The 20,956-nt window shown below is 43.7% G+C and carries 23 protein-coding genes; 17 read left to right on the top strand and 6 right to left on the bottom strand.

Translation table 11 applies throughout. The features are described 5' to 3' along the window. The first annotated feature begins 16 nt into the window (after positions 1-16). From ACQY4U_RS21855 to ACQY4U_RS21845, 3 genes are all read left to right on the top strand, one after another. Complete coding sequence (locus ACQY4U_RS21855) at positions 17-1,225, top strand: hypothetical protein (RefSeq protein WP_428331589.1); 1,209 nt, start codon at positions 17-19, stop codon at positions 1,223-1,225. A 280-nt stretch (positions 1,226-1,505) separates the two neighbouring features. Further along, positions 1,506-1,760 carry a helix-turn-helix domain-containing protein gene (locus ACQY4U_RS21850; RefSeq protein WP_428331588.1) on the top strand — a complete coding sequence of 85 codons (255 nt, stop codon included), beginning with the start codon at positions 1,506-1,508 and terminating at the stop codon, positions 1,758-1,760. 80 nt (positions 1,761-1,840) lie between these two features. Next, the gene (locus ACQY4U_RS21845; protein WP_428331587.1) at positions 1,841-2,071 is read left to right on the top strand and encodes a hypothetical protein; all 231 of its coding nucleotides are present in this window, start codon (positions 1,841-1,843) and stop codon (positions 2,069-2,071) included. Positions 2,072-2,087: 16 nt separating this feature from the next. Here ACQY4U_RS21845 and ACQY4U_RS21840 read toward each other — a convergent pair whose 3' ends face one another. Next, the gene (locus ACQY4U_RS21840; RefSeq protein ID WP_428331586.1) at positions 2,088-3,380 is read right to left on the bottom strand and encodes a type II toxin-antitoxin system HipA family toxin; all 1,293 of its coding nucleotides are present in this window, start codon (positions 3,378-3,380) and stop codon (positions 2,088-2,090) included. Next, the gene (locus ACQY4U_RS21835) at positions 3,380-3,727 is read right to left on the bottom strand and encodes a helix-turn-helix transcriptional regulator (RefSeq protein ID WP_428331585.1); all 348 of its coding nucleotides are present in this window, start codon (positions 3,725-3,727) and stop codon (positions 3,380-3,382) included. The genes ACQY4U_RS21840 and ACQY4U_RS21835 overlap by 1 nt, the downstream gene beginning before the upstream one ends. 582 nt (positions 3,728-4,309) lie before the next feature. Here ACQY4U_RS21835 and ACQY4U_RS21830 point away from each other — a divergent pair. From ACQY4U_RS21830 to ACQY4U_RS21810, 5 genes are read left to right on the top strand one after another with little or no spacing between them, the layout of a single operon-like run. Then, the gene (locus ACQY4U_RS21830; RefSeq protein WP_428331584.1) at positions 4,310-4,927 is read left to right on the top strand and encodes a hypothetical protein; all 618 of its coding nucleotides are present in this window, start codon (positions 4,310-4,312) and stop codon (positions 4,925-4,927) included. Further along, positions 4,920-5,123: a hypothetical protein gene (locus ACQY4U_RS21825; protein WP_428331583.1), complete on the top strand. Its 204-nt coding sequence runs from the start codon at positions 4,920-4,922 to the stop codon at positions 5,121-5,123. The genes ACQY4U_RS21830 and ACQY4U_RS21825 overlap by 8 nt, the downstream gene beginning before the upstream one ends. A gap of 3 nt (positions 5,124-5,126) precedes the next feature. Further along, positions 5,127-5,303 (top strand): hypothetical protein, encoded by a 177-nt coding sequence (locus ACQY4U_RS21820; protein ID WP_428331582.1) that lies wholly within the window; start codon positions 5,127-5,129, stop codon positions 5,301-5,303. A 4-nt stretch (positions 5,304-5,307) separates the two neighbouring features. Then, positions 5,308-6,375 (top strand): DUF932 domain-containing protein, encoded by a 1,068-nt coding sequence (locus ACQY4U_RS21815; protein ID WP_428331581.1) that lies wholly within the window; start codon positions 5,308-5,310, stop codon positions 6,373-6,375. A 36-nt stretch (positions 6,376-6,411) separates the two neighbouring features. Beyond that, positions 6,412-6,609, top strand: a complete 198-nt coding sequence (locus tag ACQY4U_RS21810; RefSeq protein ID WP_428331580.1) for a hypothetical protein — start codon at positions 6,412-6,414, stop codon at positions 6,607-6,609. Between the two features lie 310 nt (positions 6,610-6,919). On the opposite strand, the gene ACQY4U_RS21805 is transcribed toward ACQY4U_RS21810, so the two are convergent. Next, entirely contained in the window at positions 6,920-7,300 is a 381-nt protein-coding gene (locus ACQY4U_RS21805; protein ID WP_428331579.1) for a VOC family protein, read from the bottom strand. Positions 7,301-7,625: 325 nt separating this feature from the next. On the opposite strand from ACQY4U_RS21805, the gene ACQY4U_RS21800 reads away from it, so the two are divergent. From ACQY4U_RS21800 to ACQY4U_RS21790, 3 genes are read left to right on the top strand one after another with little or no spacing between them, the layout of a single operon-like run. Beyond that, positions 7,626-7,850 carry a hypothetical protein gene (locus tag ACQY4U_RS21800; RefSeq protein ID WP_428331578.1) on the top strand — a complete coding sequence of 75 codons (225 nt, stop codon included), beginning with the start codon at positions 7,626-7,628 and terminating at the stop codon, positions 7,848-7,850. Continuing rightward, entirely contained in the window at positions 7,838-8,269 is a 432-nt protein-coding gene (locus ACQY4U_RS21795; RefSeq protein WP_428331577.1) for a LexA family protein, read from the top strand. The genes ACQY4U_RS21800 and ACQY4U_RS21795 overlap by 13 nt, the downstream gene beginning before the upstream one ends. Then, positions 8,253-9,506 (top strand): Y-family DNA polymerase, encoded by a 1,254-nt coding sequence (locus tag ACQY4U_RS21790; RefSeq protein ID WP_428331576.1) that lies wholly within the window; start codon positions 8,253-8,255, stop codon positions 9,504-9,506. Before ACQY4U_RS21795 ends, ACQY4U_RS21790 begins: the two co-directional genes overlap by 17 nt. A gap of 451 nt (positions 9,507-9,957) precedes the next feature. On the opposite strand, the gene ACQY4U_RS21785 is transcribed toward ACQY4U_RS21790, so the two are convergent. After that, on the bottom strand, positions 9,958-10,821 hold the full coding sequence (locus ACQY4U_RS21785; RefSeq protein ID WP_428331575.1) for an SDR family oxidoreductase: 864 nt from the start codon (positions 10,819-10,821) through the stop codon (positions 9,958-9,960). Positions 10,822-10,918: 97 nt separating this feature from the next. After that, entirely contained in the window at positions 10,919-11,488 is a 570-nt protein-coding gene (locus tag ACQY4U_RS21780; RefSeq protein WP_428331574.1) for a Crp/Fnr family transcriptional regulator, read from the bottom strand. Between the two features lie 128 nt (positions 11,489-11,616). Here ACQY4U_RS21780 and ACQY4U_RS21775 point away from each other — a divergent pair, with 128 nt between their 5' ends. From ACQY4U_RS21775 to ACQY4U_RS21765, 3 genes are all read left to right on the top strand, one after another. Continuing rightward, positions 11,617-12,216 (top strand): SOS response-associated peptidase, encoded by a 600-nt coding sequence (locus ACQY4U_RS21775; protein ID WP_428331573.1) that lies wholly within the window; start codon positions 11,617-11,619, stop codon positions 12,214-12,216. 75 nt (positions 12,217-12,291) lie between these two features. After that, a complete protein-coding gene (locus tag ACQY4U_RS21770) occupies positions 12,292-13,026 on the top strand; it encodes an SDR family NAD(P)-dependent oxidoreductase (RefSeq protein WP_428331572.1) in 735 nt (244 codons plus the stop codon). A 437-nt stretch (positions 13,027-13,463) separates the two neighbouring features. Continuing rightward, complete coding sequence (locus ACQY4U_RS21765; RefSeq protein ID WP_428331571.1) at positions 13,464-13,634, top strand: hypothetical protein; 171 nt, start codon at positions 13,464-13,466, stop codon at positions 13,632-13,634. A 211-nt stretch (positions 13,635-13,845) separates the two neighbouring features. Here the strand turns inward: ACQY4U_RS21765 and ACQY4U_RS21760 are convergent, their stop codons facing one another. Beyond that, a complete protein-coding gene (locus tag ACQY4U_RS21760) occupies positions 13,846-18,018 on the bottom strand; it encodes a two-component regulator propeller domain-containing protein (protein WP_428331766.1) in 4,173 nt (1,390 codons plus the stop codon). Positions 18,019-18,259: 241 nt separating this feature from the next. Here ACQY4U_RS21760 and ACQY4U_RS21755 point away from each other — a divergent pair, with 241 nt between their 5' ends. The 3 genes from ACQY4U_RS21755 to ACQY4U_RS21745 all read left to right on the top strand — a co-directional run bounded on the left by ACQY4U_RS21755 (position 18,260) and on the right by ACQY4U_RS21745 (position 20,460). After that, a complete protein-coding gene (locus ACQY4U_RS21755; RefSeq protein ID WP_428331570.1) occupies positions 18,260-18,541 on the top strand; it encodes a hypothetical protein in 282 nt (93 codons plus the stop codon). A gap of 108 nt (positions 18,542-18,649) precedes the next feature. Continuing rightward, positions 18,650-19,117 carry a hypothetical protein gene (locus ACQY4U_RS21750; protein WP_428331569.1) on the top strand — a complete coding sequence of 156 codons (468 nt, stop codon included), beginning with the start codon at positions 18,650-18,652 and terminating at the stop codon, positions 19,115-19,117. A gap of 110 nt (positions 19,118-19,227) precedes the next feature. Continuing rightward, the gene (locus ACQY4U_RS21745) at positions 19,228-20,460 is read left to right on the top strand and encodes a PAS domain-containing sensor histidine kinase (RefSeq protein WP_428331568.1); all 1,233 of its coding nucleotides are present in this window, start codon (positions 19,228-19,230) and stop codon (positions 20,458-20,460) included. Positions 20,461-20,956 lie beyond the last annotated feature (496 nt).

The following is a 20,956-nucleotide window of genomic DNA, read 5'->3' as shown; positions in this document are numbered from 1 at the left end:
GCTTAAACTGTTGCTTATGCTGGCCGATGAATTGTACGAGCTGCGCCTGCTGATTGAAAGGCTGGACAAACCCTGTTTGGATACCTGCCCCGGCTTGCAAAGCCGCCTGGCCTTACCCGGTAAAGCTATGCTGGCCGCCTGCGCACAGGTAAAAGTCGCATGGTCGGCTGCCGTATTCTCTGCAGCATCAGATGAGCAGCTGGCGCGTTATTTTAAATTCCACCTGCAGGGTATCCGGAAGCTCTCGGATACCCTGCAGCATTTACGGACCGGCAAGGCTGAAATGGCCCTCTTCGATGCGCACCTAACAAGCCTTGATGCGATGCTGCTATCTTTAGTAGACCAGCTTTTTACTTTTCATGCGGATTTTTTTGAACCGGATGCAATTGCTCCGGTAAGTTACCGTAACCGTCTGATCAAAGCTTTACTGCCGGAAATAGCGGCTGTTAAAGGTATATTAATGCATCCCCTCATCGATCAGGAGTTATCTGATGGTATCTCGTATTACCTGGAAGAGATGACTGCAAACGATGGCGCAGCCTATAGCTACCGCGCGCTTTTCTACTTTGAAAACTGGATCAAAGCGCTCAGCAGCACGCGCCTGGAACAGTTAAGCGGCACGCTCAACGAACGCCTGCTCAGGCTGCTGGCGGAACTGGAGTTCAACGAGCTTGCCTTTTTTAATTATTGTATCCGCCACGTCAGTGCAGAGTTCAATCTCCCGGATCCCGGTGAAAAACTCACTGCACTTTGTGCCGAAGAATCCCTGTGGAACGGTATCGCGCCGGCTAAGTCCTGCTATGATCCGGAGTGGCCCGCCCTGACCGTCCTGATGAAAGGCTGGCTTTCCGAAGAGATCGCCATCGTTAAAAACAGGGCTTGCGTCTTCCAGGGACAAAAGGAGGAAAGTATGCCAGTGAAGCTATCGCTTGATCTTTCTGTAGCGCACCTGGCGTGCCTGGTTCGCCTGTTTGTTAAAGAACATTTATTGCCGGAGGAAAACCTGCGTATGACCTTTAAATTCCTGGCAGGGCATTGCCGGACAAAGCGGCAGCCGGTCATTTCCCCGGGTAGCCTGAGCAAAGAATATTACAGCGTCAGCCAGGTAACCGCAGCTAACGTGCGTGACCTGCTGCAACGCATGGTCAAACGGATTGACCGGGACTTTTTCCCGGTATGGCTTGCAACAGGTACAGCAATTGGTGTTTGCCTAAGTATGCACTAAGCTCGGCCAGCCATTGGTAAGAAAACTCCTTTTTTTGTATGAGCGCTGCGGACGTCAGTTTGGTGATCTCCCCCAGGTTTTGAAAGCCCATGGACCTGCATTGGGCTATAAAGGCAGCACTTAGTTCCAGTTCGGTAAGCGGGCAATTCAATAAATCAGCTGCGTCCATCTTTTGATCATCTGTTGGTTTAAAGGTAAGGAATTATAACTATAAAAGCCTTTAATAGTATGGGTTTTATGAGAGGTTTTATAATTCTTTCCTTTTGGCTTATTTTACAATATGGCCCCCCGCGATGACAATCCCGATGAACTTACGCAAAAAACACTGAAACAGGTGGGTGAAAGGCTGAGGGCTATCCGCAAAGGAAAAGGGTTTTCCAATTACGAGCAGTTTGCCAATAAATATGCCCTGAACCGCTCTACGTATGGCAAATACGAAAAAGGACAGGACCTGCGTTTGTCTTCGCTGCTGAAGATTCTGCGGATCATGGAAATCAGCCCCAGCGATTTCTTTAGTGAAGGCTTTGACAGCTGATCGGAAACGTTCCTTTTTTAATTTTTCATTTGAACTATTACTTGCCGGGAATCTTTCTTCTTTTTAATTTCAGCCCGGTTATGGGACAACTATTACGCGTCAACTTCAAGGGTACCGATTACAGCTTCCGGGTTTTGGGCGAACCGCCGCTCAGAAGAGAAGGTTCGGATATACAGATCAGTATAGGGGAGCTGACCTGTACGCTCTGTTACCAGGACCGGCAATGGCTGGAACGGGGAGAACCTGCTTTACCCGGGCATGAACTTACGCAGGCCATTGGTAATGCCATCGCCCTGCGCTACCGGATCTGATAGACAGGGCGTTGCCTTACAGCTGGATAAAAGTGTCCTGAATTTGTTTTTGCAGTTGCCTCTCTACCTGGCATTGATCGGCATACTTGTTCCATAATTTTAAAGCCCCGTTTACAGCTTCGATAATTTCCCCCGGCTTTTTAATCGTCATTTGTTTTGCAACCTCCAGCAGGTCTTTCCGGCCTATGCCTTGCCTCTTCCCGTTCACACTTAAAGATTGCTGGCTTACCCAGGGGCTGCCCGGCCGGTAGGCATGACACACGTCATAAGCCGGCGCCAAAGCCCATTGACCGCTTTTATTCATCATAAAGGCAAAGTTTTTGGTATGGTCGTCGCAGTTCCTGGCCAGTACATTAAATACCATCCGACGATAGAGCTGCTCGGCTTGCGGGTAATCCAGCCGCAAGGAGCGCATGGTCTGGAACAGTTGCTCATAACTATAAGCGCCGACCAGGTTGAAATCAAAATGCTGCATGGCGCAAAAGGTCTGCACATGGATCTTTTCCCCGCCCGGGATCCGGTCAAAACGCCGGGTCATGAAGTGCGCCCGGCCATGCTCCTCCAGTAAGCGGCACTCGGTCATCTCAATTCCGCAGGCTGCCGCCATCAGGTGGTAAGCCATTTCCACCCTTCCGTAATCCCTGGAAGTGCCGAACTGCGCATCATGCACGCCGTCAAATTTAATGAGCCACTGGGTAAAACCTTTGGGCGCTTCCGCCTGCCCGCTTCGCACTTCCCCCGTTTGGGGGTTATAAGCGATGACCGCTTTGGCGCGGGCTCCACCCGCCGAGGTCCCTATCTTTAAAATATCCAGCAAGCCTTTTTCTTCATCAGCCGACAGGTCGGTGTGAAAGTCTTTCCGGCCGGATAAAATGGCTTCGGAAATTTCGACCAGGCTGTCTACTTCGAGTTTGGTAGATGTGTTTTTGCCTTTGGGTACCACCGGCTCAAACTCCAGCGCACCCATGCCGCGCTGTCCGATAAAACACAGCATTTCTACCGGGTTCATGCTATCCGCAGGCCTGCCGGACCTTGCCAGCCAGGTATTGATCAGCGTGTTCCCGTATCGGTCCGGTAAGACATCAGCCAAAAGTCCGGGCAGGCCCTTAAAGGTTTGGCTATCTCGTAATTCAGGAAAGGAAAAGATCCGCCCGCCTGCTGCCTGGACGGGCATTTTTAATGGCGAGATATCCAGGCCCTTACGCAAAAAGGCCGGATCGTATTCAAAGTCCGCTACCCCGGTAGCGGGGTTCCAGGCAATCGCGCCTACGCGTTCGCCCCAAAGCTTAATAAATGCGCTGCCGATCATTACCAGTTGATTGTAGTTATATCACTATCCCTATCCTTGTTCCTCGCGCGTTGTCTTTTTTGCTTTTCCAGCTTGGCGAGCTGCAATGGACTGACCTGCTGCTGCACTTCGAAGGCGCGCAGCACCGGCAATTGTTCCAGCACCCGAAGGAGCTGCAGGAGGGAGAGCAGGGTTCCTCCATGCCCATTTTCGAGCTGTCCCACAGTCGAACGATTGATTCCGGCAGCTTTTGCAACCTGCTTTTGGGTCTTGTTTTGCTGTAAACGGGTATCCTGTAGGAAATGTCCGATCTGGTTTAACAATTCCTGGTCGCTAGTTGCGAACCATTCGGTGCTTGTTTTTTCCATCGCTAATGCTATTATACGTTATTAATGTTAGCTTTTGCCAGCAAAAATAAGCATTATTTAATATAAAATTTTAATTATTTTATTAATGCTGTTTTATTCCATCATTAGTATGATTATATTGAGTTAATGATGGAATTTATAAACATTGTACAAGAATATACTCCTGCATTTTCGCTGCGCTGCAAAAGCATCCGCCGTGCTTTAAATCTCTTCTAATTCCGATGAAACGCAGCAGGCAAGCCTTCGCTTGTTTACCCGCTGCGCCGGGAAAAGCTGCGCTTGCCTGACCGCTGCACTTCATTTACTGCTGGCAGATCAGCTGCTATCCAGCTGCTATTTTTCAAAGAAAACGGAAAAAAGCGGCGTCAAGATCGGTCAGCCCGTTCGTACGAACGCATAATGTCCTCCGCTGTGCTGCGGCCACCCTCCGGGACTTATAGTTCTCCCGCCCGGGCTTTGCGACCGCCTTTTTGACTTTCTTTTTTACCGTTTTTTCTTTTGAAAAATAGCTTTTCAGGGAAGTTTCGGAAAAGAGAAAGAAGCAAAAAAACAAATTTTTAACCCTTTAAAATCATTTAAAAAATGAAAACAGCAGAAAAAAATGCTACCGCAGTACAAGGTACAGCAGCCAAAAACAACCAACCAGCTAACCGTATTGAAAACCGCCCAAGTTTAACCCAAAAGGAAGCCAAAGCAGATGAAAACGTTAAAGATCAAACACCTGCCCAAACGCCACAAATTGAGGCCGGAAAGACCGCAGAAGTTAAAACAGGTAGTTCCGCTGCAGTGGATCACCAACCCGCTAACGCTGCAATTGCGCCCGCTGAACAATTAGCGCAGGAGCAACAAAAAGCTGAACCCGGAAAAGCCGAAGCCGCGAAAGCTCCCTTAAAACTGGCCTTGAATTTAGAGCAAACTTTAAAATCTGTAAACGGCCTGCACCGCCTGAGCATCCAGCGTTTAGCCCTGATCGGCAGGATTAAAACGCTGGAAGATTTCGAGGTAAAACTGATCGAAGAAAACGACGAACTGGAAACCAACCCTTATCAAGGTTGCAGGCTGATCATCAAGGACGATAAAGGCCGGGATTTTACGACCAATACGCCCAACCTGATCCGCATGGTATCGCAGTTCATTTTTAATGCCTGCCATGAAAAGCTGGCCGAAATCGAAGCCAACATCATTTTTCCAAATGCTTAAACCCGGCAATGCTCCCGGCTACCCGCCGGGAGCATTTTTTAGGACTTTATCAAAAACAGCAATTCCTATGTACGAGCAATTTATAGAACTCACCAACCAAATCTTTTGGGAAGGTTATGCCGAAACTTTAGCGCAGGAAAATCCCGAAAGGTTCAGCACGGAGTTATACGATTTTTTTAACACCTATCAATCATAACCGATGGAAGACAAAATCTTTTTACTGGTGAAAGTCACCATCAAAACCACGCATTCAAGCATCCACGATGCCATAGAAGAGCTGCAAACGCAAACAGCTTTGCAGGTGAGCAGCACAGCGAATGTCAGGGTATTAAGTACCGAGATCATGCAATTAAAAACAAGAACAACTAAAAACTAATATTATGGCACATCAGCTCAATTTTAATCCGCGGACAGGAAAACACAGCATCATGTCCGTAAAAGAAAGACCGTGGCACGGCTGCGGGCAGGTTATTGACCACTACCCGACCAGCAGCGAGGCCATTCAGCATGCCGGGTTGGATTATATCGTTGAAAAACGCCCCTTGTTTACTTATGATACCGCTAACCATATCGGCGAGCCCGGCAAGGAGACCGTCATTCCTGAGTTAGCCGTTCCAAATTTTTTTGCCACGGTCCGGGCCGATACCGAGCAGGTTTTAGGGGTAGTAGGCAATGATTACGAAGTGGTGCAAAACCGGGATGCTTTTTCCTTCTTTGATGCCATTGTCGGCGGCGGGGATGGTATTTTATACGAAACAGCAGGCGCACTCGGCAATGGCGAGCGGGTATTTATCACCGCCAAATTACCGGATTATATCCGGGTAGGGGTGAAAGACTGGATCGAACAGTATTTATTTTTAACCACCACGCACGACGGCCTGGGCAGTATTACCGCAGCCTTTACCCCGGTAAGGATCGTTTGTAATAATACGCTCAACGCGGCGATGCGCAACCATTCAGGCGCTATAAGAATCAGGCATACCGCTTCTGCTGCAGAAAGGCTGAAACAGGCGCATACCTTAATGGGGATCAGTAATTTATTAGCGGGTGAACTGGAGGGTTTATTTAACAACTGGGCAAAAGTGCGCATCACGGATGCCGAAGTTAAAAAACTGATCCAGATCGCCATGGCACCCAATAAACAAGTATTGGAAAATTTAGGAGCCAATAAATCAGACCTGTTGTCCACGCACTACACCAACATAGTAGAAAAGGTCTATGATTATGCTTTAGGCAGCCCAAGCCAGCAACTGGCTACAACCGCAGGAACAGTTTTCGGCGCTTATAATGCAGTGACCGGGTATTTTCAGAATGTACGGAGTTTCAAAAATGAAGAAGCCAAATTTAAATCAATCATGGATGGTACAGCCAAACAGCGGGCGCAGGTCGCTTTTAACCTGTGCCGTGATTTTGCCGATCACGGCAGCGACGTTATCAAATTTAATTAATTCGCCGGGGGCGTAATGCCCCCGTTATTTTTTAACATGAAAAGGCAAGCAAATCAAACAGCGGATAAAGTTCTAAAGATTGTAGCAGAATGCATCACCAGGCTGGATCAAATCAACCGTCAAAATTTACTAGTGAACAAAATGGATGAATTTGAAATCAGCCTGGCGGTAAATATGCTAAAGAGCGTCCTAGCTCATCAGATACAGGTCATTCATATTGAGCCTTCTACATAAGAATCTTAGTTTAAGGTGAAGGATAAATAGACCATTTTAGCTGGACTCCCGGCGGGCGGGCTATGCCCGCCCCATTTTCGCCCCCTGTTTTCATAGGATTTGATGATCTTGGCTGAAAACAGGGGGCGCTTTACATTTATGAAACCTTAATTTATAGATCTATATTCGGATAGCCGCCGAAAGTGATCGGTATGAATTGAAAAATTGCTGACGAGGAATTAGAAAATTTATTAAACGATATTTATATGAGGACAATTTCCAAAGCCTTTTAACGAACTTTAAAAAGAGGCTATTAATATTTCACGCTGAGCTATTCTTCTCTGGGCTCCCAAAGTTCAATAATATTGCCTTCCGGGTCAAGGATATGTACAAATTTACCGTAATCATACTCCGCAATTTCATCAACGATGTTCACGTTCTCCATTTTTAACTCTTCAAGCAACTCCACCAGATTCTCTACACGATAATTGATCATAAAAGGTTTTGTCGATGGGTCGAAATACTTGGTATCATTTGCGAAAGTGCACCATGAAGTTGATCCTTCTTTTGACGGATCATCAGCATGCCGCCACTCGAAGGTGGTTCCATACTGCCCTACAGGTAAGCCAAGGTTTTTTACATACCATTCGTTCATACTTTTAGGGTCATTACTTTTAAAGAATACACCGCCTATTCCTGTTACTTTTTTCATATTTATAGGATTTAGTTATGCAATATAATTGCTGTAGCTAATTTAAATTTTTTTTGAAAATAAGTTCAGTTTTAATCAGGATATTTAGTCATAGAAATTATTTTTTAATTATAAAGGCGACAATATCTCAGAAATAGCTTAACCCGCTCTTGCATACCCTATAAGGTTTAGAATATATCCGCAAGAAAGTTAAAGGTGGATTCATTCTTTAGCATCTTTAATATATTTTCCTCCCGTGATTCTTCGTTCTTATGTTAATAAGTTATGCTAAAAATATTAGTATTTTAAAATGTATTTCATAACTTTGATATTCATTTTTGAGCAAATGAAATTACCCGTAGATACCTGTTTAATGGAAAAATTGCTTCGCGAAGCGGTGGATATGCTGAAAAACGTGCAGCACCACTTGAGTACGATTCAGCGCCGGTATGACGGAAAACTGAAGGAAGGTTTTCACCGGCACGAATCACTGAAAGAGAATTTACAGGTCAGGCTGAGCGAGATCAGTACCGGTGAGCAAAATGCGGGGGGCGACTTATGCTGCGGGTAAAGAAACAGGCAACAAAAAGAGATGTGCTGGGCTTTCGCCTGCCAATGCTGACCCATGAGGAACCGGCATTGGATATAACCGATATCACGGTGATCGATCCGGATAATACCTATTATATGCGAATGGGTAGCGAAGCAATGTCGCGCTATCATATATTGGAACATCATATACTGGTGATCGACAGGTCACTCACTCCGGTAAACGGGTGTATTGTGGTTTTTTTTCACGAGGGTGACTTTTATGTGCGGGAATACTGCCCTGAACCCAGCTATCTTCTGTTGAAAGCGAACACAAAAGCCGATACGATAGTAATAGCAGAGGATAAATGGGAATGCTGGGGCGTAGTGATGCTGACGCTTAATCCTCTACTACAGCCAGCACAAAAAACCGGGAGGTATAGCCGTGTTTGCGCATGTTGACATCAATAATTGCTATGTCAGCTGCGAAACGCTGTTCGATCCAATCCTGAAAGGCCGGGTGGTCGTGGTGTTGTCGAATAATGACGGTTGCGTGATCGCGCGAAGTAATGAAGCGAAAGCGGCCGGCATTAAAATGGGCGACGCAGAGTTTTTGGTGCGTAAACAACTTAAAGAACTTAACGCGGTCATTTTTAGCAGTAATTATACTTTGTATGCCGACATGAGTGCGCGGATGATGAATAACCTCGCCCGTTATAGTTATATGTTAATGGTCTACAGTATTGATGAGGCATTTATGGCATTGGGTAATCTGGCAGGTATTGATTTGGAACAGCATGTGGCCATGATCAGTCGCAATGTAATGCGGCATACGGGACTTTCAATCACGGTGGGTGTCGGGCCGACGATGGCGCTGGCCAAGCTGGCCAATAAGGCATCCAAGAAAATGAAGCGCAACTTTCTGATACTGGATACTACTGCCAGAATCGATGAAGTAATGAAGGATTTTCCGATCGAGGATGTCTGGGGTATCGGGCGGCAATATTATGAAAAACTAAGAACATTGGGTGTAATTACAGCGCAGGATTTCCGGCAGTTAAAGCCCGAGCTGGTAAGGCAGCACATGACCGTGCAAGGCTGGCGGCTCCATCAGGAATTATGGGGAAAGCCTTGTAACGTCATTAAGGATGTGGCAGAGCGTTCCAAAGGCATAGAGTCGAGCCAGAGTTTTAATACTTATCAAACCGAACTGGAGCAGATCGAGGAAGCAACTGCCATGCACGCGGCCACAGTAGCGGTTAAGCTGCGGCAGCAAAAAAGTATGGCGCTGGCTTTAACAATTTATCTGCGTACCAACAAGCATAACGAAAAACATGACCAGCATTATCCGAGTATTACTGTTAAGATTCCTTTTGCGACCAATAGCACGCAACAACTTACCAAGGTCTGCGTGCAGGCGCTGCGGGCGATTTATCAGCCAGGCTATAATTACCTGAAGACGGGTGTGCGGGCTACGGGTATTATTCCAGCCGGCGAAGTACAGTTTAATATTTTCAGTAATTATGAAGGTACCAAACAGGACACGCTCAGTACGCTCATGGATGATATCAATGCCCGGTATGGGCATGGTGTTTTACGGGTCGCAGCGGAAGGTTATGACAAGACCTGGAAAATGAAACAAGAATTTCTAAGCAAAGCCTACACCACCAACTGGAACGACATCATTGTAGCAAAATGAGTTAGGGGCAGAGAGTTGTATATATTTTTATATTCACGTCTGCAACATTGATCCGGAATAATCACAAATTGCTGCACGAGATCGCGAACCGCGACCTGAGCGCCTGCTTAAATTCGACCCATTGCAAGGTCATCCGTCGACCTGCGGCGTTCTAAACTGGATTTTTTGAGGCTGCTTTGTTATACGCTCCGGGCAAGCAGGCGCCATAAAAATGAATTTGTGCGCAAGGTTTGCGGCAACTTTCAGATAGCGGTAAAGTGTTTGGCAGGGCCGTGCTGATCATCACCATCATTGTGCGGCACATGACTTCTGTAATGGGGACCGGAAAACTTCTTAGGTCATTGACAGCTTCATCATTTATGCCTGGAATCGTTGTCCGGGAGCAATGGACTGGCATTACAACTATTAAATCAATGCGGCAGGATCAGCGAGCGCTGCCGCATTGCTAACTTTAGGTTAATAGTTCACCCATACCAAACAACGTCAAACCCGGTCCGAATTGTTCTGCGACCGCATGATTCGCCGCCTCGATATATTTCCCGGTGATCGGGTCGACTACTGTACGCAAAGGTCGTTTTCCTTTTGCTGTACCGATCAAATCAACAATAGCATCGGCCACCATTTGCGGATCTGGATTGTGACTTTGGATCAACCCGCCAAGCGCGATCATCATTTTACCTGGCATTTCTGCAATTGCGCTATAGCCCTCAAAAACCGACTGATCCGACGCATATTGCGTCTTTTGGCTCATTTCCGTGGGAAAAGCGCCTGGTTCTATGATCGCAACATCAATACCCAGACGTTTCAATTCATAATGCAGTCCTTCGCTGATCCCTTCCAAACCAAATTTGGAACCGGCGTAAATGGTCGCAAACGGAAAAGATACCCTGCCAAACCCGCTGGTCACATTAATAATCAGCCCTTCAGCCTGTTTGCGCATCGCAGGTAATACCTGCTTAATAAACCGCCAGGGTGCAAATACATTCACATCGAAGATAGCCTGTAAATCCGCTGTGGTAAAACTCTCCGCCACACCGTTCAGTGAAAATCCTGCATTATTGACCAGCACATCAATCCGTCCTGATTCCGCTATCACCCGTTCAACCGCTTGTTGTACGCATTTATCGTCCGTTAGCGTAACGTCCAGAACCGTCACATTTTCCAAAACGGACAAGGCAGCAGCTTTATCCGAATTTTTGCCCTGGGTATCCCTCATGGTCGCATACACCTGGTGACCTAAAGCCACCAAACTGTGTGCGGTCAGCCAGCCAAAGCCGCTATTCGTTCCGGTTATTAAAATCACTTTTTTGCTCATGGTTTTTTATTTTAAATTAGGAAACAAAGGTGGGATAGCGGAGAGGGGAAAATTTTACCATTTGGTAAAAAGTGCAGCCAGTATATAAAAAAGACAATTAACGGACATTTCTTCGTATCCGGCTCAGCGACTGCTGCGTGATGCCCAGATAAGAAGCTACATGGGAAAGCGGGACCCGGTTGACCAGGCCTGGGAAATGTTCATTGAACAGCAAATAACGGTTGGTTGCGTCTTCGGAAACCAAGGGGCTCCGGCGTTCGATCGCTTTGAGCAGGCAATTCTTTAAGATCAGGTTTTCGATCTCCTTCCAACTTAGGATGGTATTGCCGATCTCATCCCAATCCTTTTTGGAAAAGACCAGCAGCTCACAATCGGTCTCTGCCTGAATGTATTCAGAAGAAATGATCTGCGCCTCGAACCTTTGCTGATCCGACACAAAGTTATATTCCTCGACAAAGGAATGCGTGATCTCTTCGCCCTTGTTGTTATAATAACAGAAACGCACGACACCCTTCAGCAAGAATCCGACATACCTTGGGATCTTTCCCGCTTCTGAAAAATATCCTTCCTTATGCAATTCCAGCGGTTTGGCTTTGCTCAGGATAAAGTCCATCTGCTGCTGGTTCAAATTTCCAAATTGAAGAATGTAATTAATGAACACTTCCATCGGGTAAAATTCGCTAATCAAACCGGAAATTCATTTACCATTTGGTAAAAAGTCCGAATTATCGTTCTAATTAACAAATTATATTAATTGCTAAAATATTTAGTATTTTTAAGCGTTAATCTTTGACTATGTGCGGAAGAGTTTTAGTAGGCGAACAAAACGATATATTAATTACCGGCAGGGATGGCCGGCAGTTTAAACCTAAACCGAATGCGAGCGGGAGTCCCGGGAGCATGCTGACGGTGGTGACGGATGCCTTGCCGGATAAGGTGCAGCAATACCGCTGGGGGCTGCTGACCGCGGATGATGATAAGATCCATGCAAAACATAAACATGCCAAGATCGAAAATTTGCATACCGCCTGGCGTCGGCAGTTAGGCCGTAAGCATTGCGTTATCCGTATCCAGGCATTTTTTGAATACAATAAAGAACAAAAAAAGTCATACCGGATCGAACGCTCGGACGGCAAACCTTTCTATATTGCAGGACTTTGGGATATTTGGATAGATGTGGATACGAATGTGTTGTTGCCGACCTGCCTGATGGTGACCATGCCACCTAACCGGGTAATGGCTGAAATTCATGACCGAATGCCGGCGATACTGGAACGGAGCGATATCAAGTCGTGGCTTAACGGTAATTTGACCGGTCAGCAGCGCACGGCGATTTTACTAAGCAGACCATGTCTACCCGAAGCATTGAAAATTACGGTAGAGAAAGAATATTAACGATATGTTATATCACTTTTATATATGCAGGGGCCAGATGAAACATTGGTTTCAAAAGCTTGTTAAAAAGGGGATATGAAAAGTATATTCATTACAGGCTCCGCAGATGGCCTGGGTCTTTTAGCCGCAAAGGAATTGGTTAAACAAGGTCACTGGGTAACCCTGCATGCAAGAAACGAAATCCGTTCAAAGGAAGCGATGCAATTAGTCCCGGGCGCGGCTGGCGTATTGGCCGCCGACCTTTCGGATATGCAAGCAACGAAAAGGCTGGCTGCTGAAGTAAATAATCTGGGCGCCTTCGACACCATAATCCATAATGCCGGGGTTTATAAGGCCTCTGCGCAACAGATTTTAAACGTTAATACCATAGCGCCCTATATCCTGAGTTGTTTGGTACCGGCACGACGCCTTATCTACCTGAGTTCGAGTTCGCATTTGTCCGGGGATGCAACTTTAAAGGGTTTAAAAAGCGTTCCGCCCATGGTAACTTATTCGGATTCTAAACTTCACGACCTGATCCTGGCTAAGGCTATGGCGGGAAAACTCAGCAATGTTTATGCGAATGCGATTGATCCGGGTTGGGTGCCGACCAAAATGGGTGGAGCGGACGCACCGGATGATCTGGACAAAGGTTTTCAAACACAGGTTTGGCTGGCTGCCAGTGATGACCCTAAGGCCCTGGTCACCGGGAAATATTTTAATCACCAGCGCCAGGCAAAGTACCGGACCGAATCCGATGATGTGGAGATACAGGAACAGTTCCTGTCAATCTGCGAAAAAATCTGCGGTGTTGCTTTTCAGAAGAGTTAGCGCTATGCAAAGGATCCCGTTTTGGCGGTAGTTTTCATGGGTGCACGAAAGCCGTATTCGATTTTTTTTTTTGGTTTAAACGACCAAGGATGATCGGGTCGAAAGGTGAAGCATCGGCTTTTTCCGAAGTCGTCATCGTTGATTTGATCCGGGATCATCGCTCTTTATACGCTGATTGACATTAACCTCCAAAGTCAGATCTGTTCGTCCGTTCAAGCACTGTGATCCAAATAACGCTCATCGGTTTACGTATATCATTATCAGCAAACAACGGAATTATCAGAATAATTACCGCTTCCTATTTCGGGATTACGAATTGATAAAACGAGGTAAACACCCTTAGTTTATGTTTGTAAAGGGTTTTTATACTTGCTCATGACACCGATGCTATAATTTCTCTAAAGTGATATAATCGCTTTAAGCAATCAGGTAATGAAGTGGATCTGTTGCGTGCTAAGGGCGGGTCAAAGTACAGTACCCACCGCCGTGCTTCCGAAGACGAAAAAGCCGTATTAGATTTGCGCCAGCGCGGATGCAATAGGTTTGAGATAGCCAATCAGCTTAAGCAAAAAGCTAATGACTTTACAAAATCGCCATCAGGTGTTTAGAATGTCCTGAAACGCTATCAAAAGAGCCGCTTACAGCCAACAGAAAAAGAAATAAAGCAAAAGATCGTCAATTTGAGCCGTAGGCGAAACTAATATCTGTGGTGAATTCTGCTCTTTGGATGATAAAAACATAACGAAAATTCAATTAGGTCAAAATCGCCCATTGGTATGCAAACTTGGTTTAGGCTGCATGCGTATATCGTCAACGAAATTAATTGCTAATCAAATGATGTGTTTCTGTCAACATGGTAAGGAGTGTATCGAGCTTTATAGGCTTTGCAGTATAACCATTCATACCAGCCCTTAGGCAAATTTCTTTATCTTCAGTCATAGCATTAGCTGTCATAGCCAGGATAATTGGTTGTCTGGAAAAATGTTGTCTTATATATCGTGTTGCTTCCAAACCATCCATTTCGGGCATTTGCACGTCCATTAATATTAAATCGTAATATTGGTTGTTCAGCAGTGCAATAACTTCTAATCCATTAGTTGCCAATTCCGGATCGTAACCGAGTTTGTCCAGTACCCGCAGGATCATTTTTTGGTTGATTAAATTATCTTCTGCAATCAGAATTTTTAATGGATGATTAATTGCAAAGTCTTTGTTTAGGACCGGAGCCGGTTTCTCGCTGTAATGGGCTTGCGGTGCAAAATGCATCAGTTCAGTAACTATTACATTGCTCAAATGCAGTTGTTTTACTGGCTTAGTTAACACAGCAGCAAAAAGTTCCGGGTATTGTTTTTTAGTTTCGTCACCTATAGAACTCAACAGAATAATCGACAAAGCAGGATATTTCATCTTTATAGCAGTAGCGAGCTGCACTCCATCCATTTCCGGCATTTGCATGTCAGATATTACAAGGTCGAAATTGTGATTATTATCCAATATTCGTAATGCCTCATAGCCTGATGAAGCCAATACAGATTTAAGCTTCCAGAGCTCCAGTTGCAATTGCAAAATACGGCGGTTCGTGGGATTGTCATCTACCACCAATACACTTTTACCTTCAACTTCAGACATGTCGAGCGATTCAAATTGATGGTCATTGTTCTTACTCATTGTACACTTTATCGTAAAATGAAAGGTAGTGCCGATACCTACTTCACTGGTTAACCCTATTTTTCCGCCCATTAGTTTTACTAAGCGCTCACAAATAACAAGTCCTAACCCGGTGCCCCCATATTTACGCGTCGTGGACGAATCAACTTGCGAAAAGGCTTCGAATAATTTAGAGAGCTTTTCTGCGGGAATGCCTATCCCGGTGTCCCTTACATCAAATGCAAGTTCAATGTCATCATCGCCCAATGCATTTTTCAGGTTAATATCTAAAAATATCTCTCCTCGATGTGTAAATTTTATAGCATTGCCTATCAGGTTAATCAATACCTGCCGAAGCCGCAAACTGTCTGCGATTAAGCATACAGGTAGCCGGTGGTCTACCTGATACATTAAGTCGAGTCCCGATTCCGCTGCTTTCACGGAAAATAAATCGAGAACTTCTTCCACGCAATTTCTTAGATTGAAGACATGCGGGTCAAGCTCCATTTTACCCGACTCAATTTTGGAAAAGTCCAATATGTCGTTAATGACATTCAACAATGCTTCACCGCTATGCAATATAGCTTGTGAATATTCTCTTTGTTCAAGATCGAGATTGGTTTCGTTCAAAAGCGAAGCCATTCCCAAAACACCGTTCATCGGTGTACGTATTTCATGGCTCATGGTGGCTAAAAAGACACTTTTAGCTTGGTTAGCTCTGTCTGCTTCTTTAGTTTGGCTTATGAGTTCTTCATTGAGTGCCTTCATTTCCTCCGATTGGGCTTGTAATTCCTCATTGGTCTCCTGTAGTTTTTGGGCTTGCAAATGGACTACACTGGTGCGTTCTATCACCTGGTTTTCAAGAATATATTGTTGTGCTTTTATAGCCCTTACACGAAATCTATAAGTTCCATACACCGCACCCATCAAGGATAATGAAGCGATTGCTTTAAACCACCAAGTTAGCCAAAATGGTGGTTTAATATTAATATACAATGCTTTACGGATAGGTGACCATACACCTGCGCTGTTTTTATATTTTAATTCGAACACATACCGTCCAGCTGGAAGGTTGGTATAGGAAGCAGAATTTCTGCCGCCAACATAATTCCATTCCTGGTCAAAATTGAGTAGCTTATAAGCATATTGTTTTCTGTCCGTTGATCCATAATCCAAAGCGGCATACTCAAGCGAAAAAACGGACTGTAAATGGGTTAAGTTTATTGCTTTGGTTTCCGAAATCTCTTGTTTTAATGGTGAGGGATCGTCATCTCCCTTTGCTATGGAAATCGGTTTATTAAATAATTGGAAGGAAGTGATTACCAGGGGTGAAAAACCGGTGTGTTTCCTTATCTGTTCAGGAAAAAAAGCATTAAAACCACCAACGCCCCCAAAATATAATTTTCCATCGCTGCTTTTCATTGCAGAATGAGGTTTAAATTCGCCAGATTGAATCCCATCTTCAGAGGTATAATTATCAAAAGTCCGATGGTTTGGATCAAATTTTGACAAACCGCCGCTGGTACCTATCCAATACATTCCTTCATTATCTTGTTTTATTGAGTACATAATATCACTCGGTAAACCGTTCTCCTTAGTAAAAACAGTAAACTTTTTTGTGAGTGGATTAAACATATCCAGTCCCGAAAGAGTACAAAGCCATAGATTACCTTTTTGGTCTTCGATAATATCGGTGACACCATTATTACTGATGCTGTTTTTACGCTCGTTATGCCGGAAATGGGTAAATGTATTTGTTTTACGATCCAGCAAATCAATACCGGCATCTGATGTCCCAACCCATAAGTTTCCCTTTTTGTCTTCGTACAAGGTGTAGATATAATTACTACTTATTCCTTGATGATTATTACCATCAAACTTGTAATGTTGAATAGTATTATTTTTTTTATCGTAACAATCCAAGCCATTGCCGAACGCGCATATCCAGGTCTTTTTATCTTTCGTGTGGAGTATATTATAAACATTATTGCCGCTCAAAGCGGGGAATGAAGCGGGGTTATTGTTTAAATAACGAAATTTGTGGTTGGTGTGGTTCATAATGCTGATTCCGTTTCCCCATGTACCTGTCCACAAATCGCCGTCGGCATCCTGATTGACAACCAGAACATAATTCCCTGATATACTTTCATTTCCCTCCGGCTGCTGCATATAACGGGTAAAGCTACCAACTTGTGAATTGAACACATTCAGACCGCCACCATCTGTACCAACCCAGATATTTTTTTCTTTATCTTCGAAAATGGAGAGAACGAAGTTATTCGATAAGCTATTTGGTGAAGAATTATGCCGGTAAAGCGGAAATAATGAGGTTGATTTTTTAAAAAGGTTGATACCGCCGCTAAACGTGCCCAACCACATGTTACCAGATCGGTCCTTGCAAATACCATAAATAGAATTTCCATTAAGGCTATTTGGATCTACCTCGTCATGCTGATAGTTATTAAATACACTTGTTTTTTTATTTAATATAGACAGACCACCGTTTTCTGTTCCTACCCAAAGATTGCCTTCATTATCTTTCTTCAGGCTATAAATGGTGTTACTGGAAATACTATTTAATAATCCTTTGTTGTGCGAAAAATGTGTATATGTTCCTTTGTCCTTATTGAATAAATAAAGTCCGTCATCCTGGGTGCCAATACACAATTCATTTTTTGAGATTTCGTTTATGCAGATAATATTCGTTCCGGATACTACTTTTGAGCGCCTATCCTTTAATTGAAATTTTAAAAACCTATCGTTTTTCCTATTGTAGCGTTGTAATCCGCCGGTGGAGGTGCCAACCCATAAATTGCGCGTTGAATCTAAAAACACCGTCCGGACGTTGTTGTCACTGATGCTTTGGTTATAATTGGCAGTATGAATATGATGTTGGAATATCTTCTTAACTAAATCGAGGCGGTCTAGGCCCCCCGTTTGGGTAGCTATCCATAAGGAACCATCTGCATCAAATGCCAGTCTGCTTATAATATTACTTGTGATACTGTTGGCTTTACGCTCGTCATGCATGTATCTGGTAAATGTGCCGGTTTTTCTTTCAAACCTATTTAACCCGTTTTGTGTCGCTATCCAAATATTGCCGTCGTTATCTTCAGCAAGATCGGAAATCATATTATTACTTATTGAATTGTTGTTCTTAGCATCGTAGCTATAATTGATAAATTTATATCCGTCGAACCTGTTTAGCCCATTCCTGGAACCTATCCACATGAAACCCCGACTGTCCTGGATAATGCAATTCACATTAATTTGTGATAATCCTTCCCTGGTTCCGATATGATCGAACGTGATACTCTGATTTTGAGAAAAAGCGAGGGACGGCATGCAAAAACACACAATAAATATGAGGCGTCTAAACACACTTTCCAAGTTTGCGATATTGCTCATTAAATTAAAGGTAAATTATTGGTTAATTTACCGCGGGCAATAGGAAAGTCCGCGGAGAATCTTTATTAATTCAATTTATACGTAAGAATTTGCACTAAGTTCGTAATGACACTAATATTATTAAGGTTACCTTCTACTTTATTGCAGAGTAACTAATATGGGTTATTTTTAAAACATTATGCGAAGTACACCCGAACTGGAGGGACAGCCGGTTGTGAAACAGTTACGTCACACCTGCCGCAAAGGTGAAGAATGGCGAGAAAGTGACGTCCCGATCTTTTTAGATAAGAATGGTGGAACCGAATCCGGGTATTTTAATTTAATATATCGCCCGATGATAGAGATAGGAAAAATAACAGGGCTGCTACAGCCGGCGGTGGACGTTTTGGAACAGATTAACGCGAGAAAGCACCTTGAACAAGCTAAGGATACACTTAAATTAGCGTTATCATCAGCTTAGTCGCGTATGTTTGACAGGGAAGGATTTAAAGAACAAAGTGTTCGGATGAAAGATGCTGAACCTTGTTCCGCATCAGTCATAACAATCCGGTTAGCTATGAAGTAGTTTGTGAATGGTATTCATCCGTGCGACCGTGAAAGAATTATCAAGATCATACCCTTAACGCTGCCATGCAGAGCAATAGCAACACCAGTAAAATATGGCAACCGCATCCGGAGGGAAGCGTTTGGACAGGCGCATACGCTTGTGGTTATCAGCCCCGTTTTAACGAGTGAAATGAAGGGCTTATTTAACGAATGGACAAAGGCGCTTATCACAGATACCGAATTGAAAAAATCAACACAAATTCCAGTGGCACCTAATAGGGAAGTGTTAACCAACTTGGCCGGGGGGTGGAATTCGACCTGTTATCTAGCCATTCTAAGCTATGTAGATTATTTTTCTAAAACCTATCGCATGAGGGAACCTCTCATTTGTTTTGAAAATTGCCCGTCGGCGGGTTACGCCCTCTGGGAAGAACACTCCTGTTTCCTTAATGTTTGTTCGATTTTTGGTGAAAACAGGGGGCTTGATTAAAGCGTAAAATAGTACTACTACGCGTTAATTTCTTAACTTCGGAGTATTAGGAATGTCATTTTCTTTTGGCGTTTAAACTTCACTCAAGTTGAAATTTAATATTTAAAGATATGGACACTATTAAATCTCTCATAAAAGACATTGAAGCGCTAAAGGACGAGAATCTACTTTTACGGTCTGCCTTAAGCGGTAAAGAGGTTACCTCACAATTATTGATGTATCAGGAAAGCCAACTCCGCTTCCGAACGGTATTTGAATATTCCAGGTTGGGCAACAAAATCATCTCCTCAGATTTGAAGATTATACAGGTTAATCCAGCTTTGGTGGCACTTTTAGGTTATCAGCATAAAGAGGAGATCATAGGAACCCAAATACTTGACTATACGCCTCTAGCCTATCAAAAGGATTGGAGAATTCTTCGGGAACATTTGTGGAAAGGAACTACACCTTCTTTAAGTTTTGAAACTTGTTTGTCAAAAAAGGATGGCACTGTGATCTGGTGTCACATCACATCCATTTTATTTCCAGACAAAGGAGAAACATTAGGTTATACGATCATAGAAGATATTACTATACAACATAATCTCAAACAACACGAAGATGATCTTTTAGCTGAGCTTAAATCTTTAAATAAGGAGTTGGTGGCTTCAAATGAACAAAAAAGCAAGTTGTTTTCTATTATAGGACATGACTTGAGAAATCCCATATCCGGGAGTTTACAGTTATTGGGGCTAACCATTAACGACATTGATGATACCCCTGCTGTTGATTTACATACTAATCTTATCCATATTAAACAGGAACTGTCCGGAGCCAGCGAGTTGCTTGAAGAATTACTGGCTTGGGCAACAGCTCAATTTGCTACCTTAGCGTTTAAGCCCGTTTCAATAAAAAATTTAACCGGTCAAATTCAAAAATGCGTCCAACGTATTTTACCTACGGCAAAAAAGAAAGGTATTGAAATTACTTATGCTATTGATAGCAAACTTAACTTAGTTGCTGATAAGGACATGTTGGAAGCTATAATCCGTAATTTATTATCTAATGCGATTAAATTCACAAACAGAGGAGGGAATGTCAATATTACTGTCATCGCCTTTGATCAGGGAACCAAATTTTCAGTTACTGATACAGGTGAAGGAATTCCAAAAGATAAGATCAGTAAACTTTTTGACAGAAATTCAAATTACACTACTTATGGGACTGCCAGCGAAAAGGGAACAGGCATAGGACTCAAAATTTGTTATGAATTTGTTGCCAGACATGGTGGCCGGATATGGGTGGAAAGTGAGAAGGGCTTAGGCAGCATTTTTTATTTTACAATTCCTAAGATTGATTTGTAACAGGTCAAAACGTAATTGTATAAATGAATATTAATGTCATCTATTGCGCTTTTTAAAATTCTAAATGCCTGGTTTCTACCAAATCTTCAGCTTACTCAACGGTCGCATAAACCCTCGCGTTAAAACCATTTTTAATTATTGTTTATTTAAAATAAAGAAGTATTAAAATTCACTGGATAAATGACTTATAGCTTTTTTATCGTAGCAATCGGGTCTTCGGCGGGAGGATTTCTCCGTCAACGGGGGGGCGCAGCATTCCCTATTCAGGCTAATGTTGAAAGATGCAAAGGAACACCCACAGGCATGCGGCTATATTCATTAAGTCACATGGTTTAAACTCACCATATATTGGGCGATATAAGCATAAACCACTGCACTCGCCACAGCACCAGCCTTTACCATATTACCGCAACTACGGCTTATACCGATATCTTGTGTTATGCGATAGCTTTCCAGTAAGGTAGTTTGTTCTCGCTCCGCATTAACGTACCATTTG

Origin of the sequence: Mucilaginibacter sp. (genome assembly GCF_965277465.1) — a bacterium.
Taxonomy (GTDB): Bacteria; Bacteroidota; Bacteroidia; order Sphingobacteriales; family Sphingobacteriaceae; genus Mucilaginibacter.
This window is presented reverse-complemented; position numbering and strand designations above follow the sequence as displayed.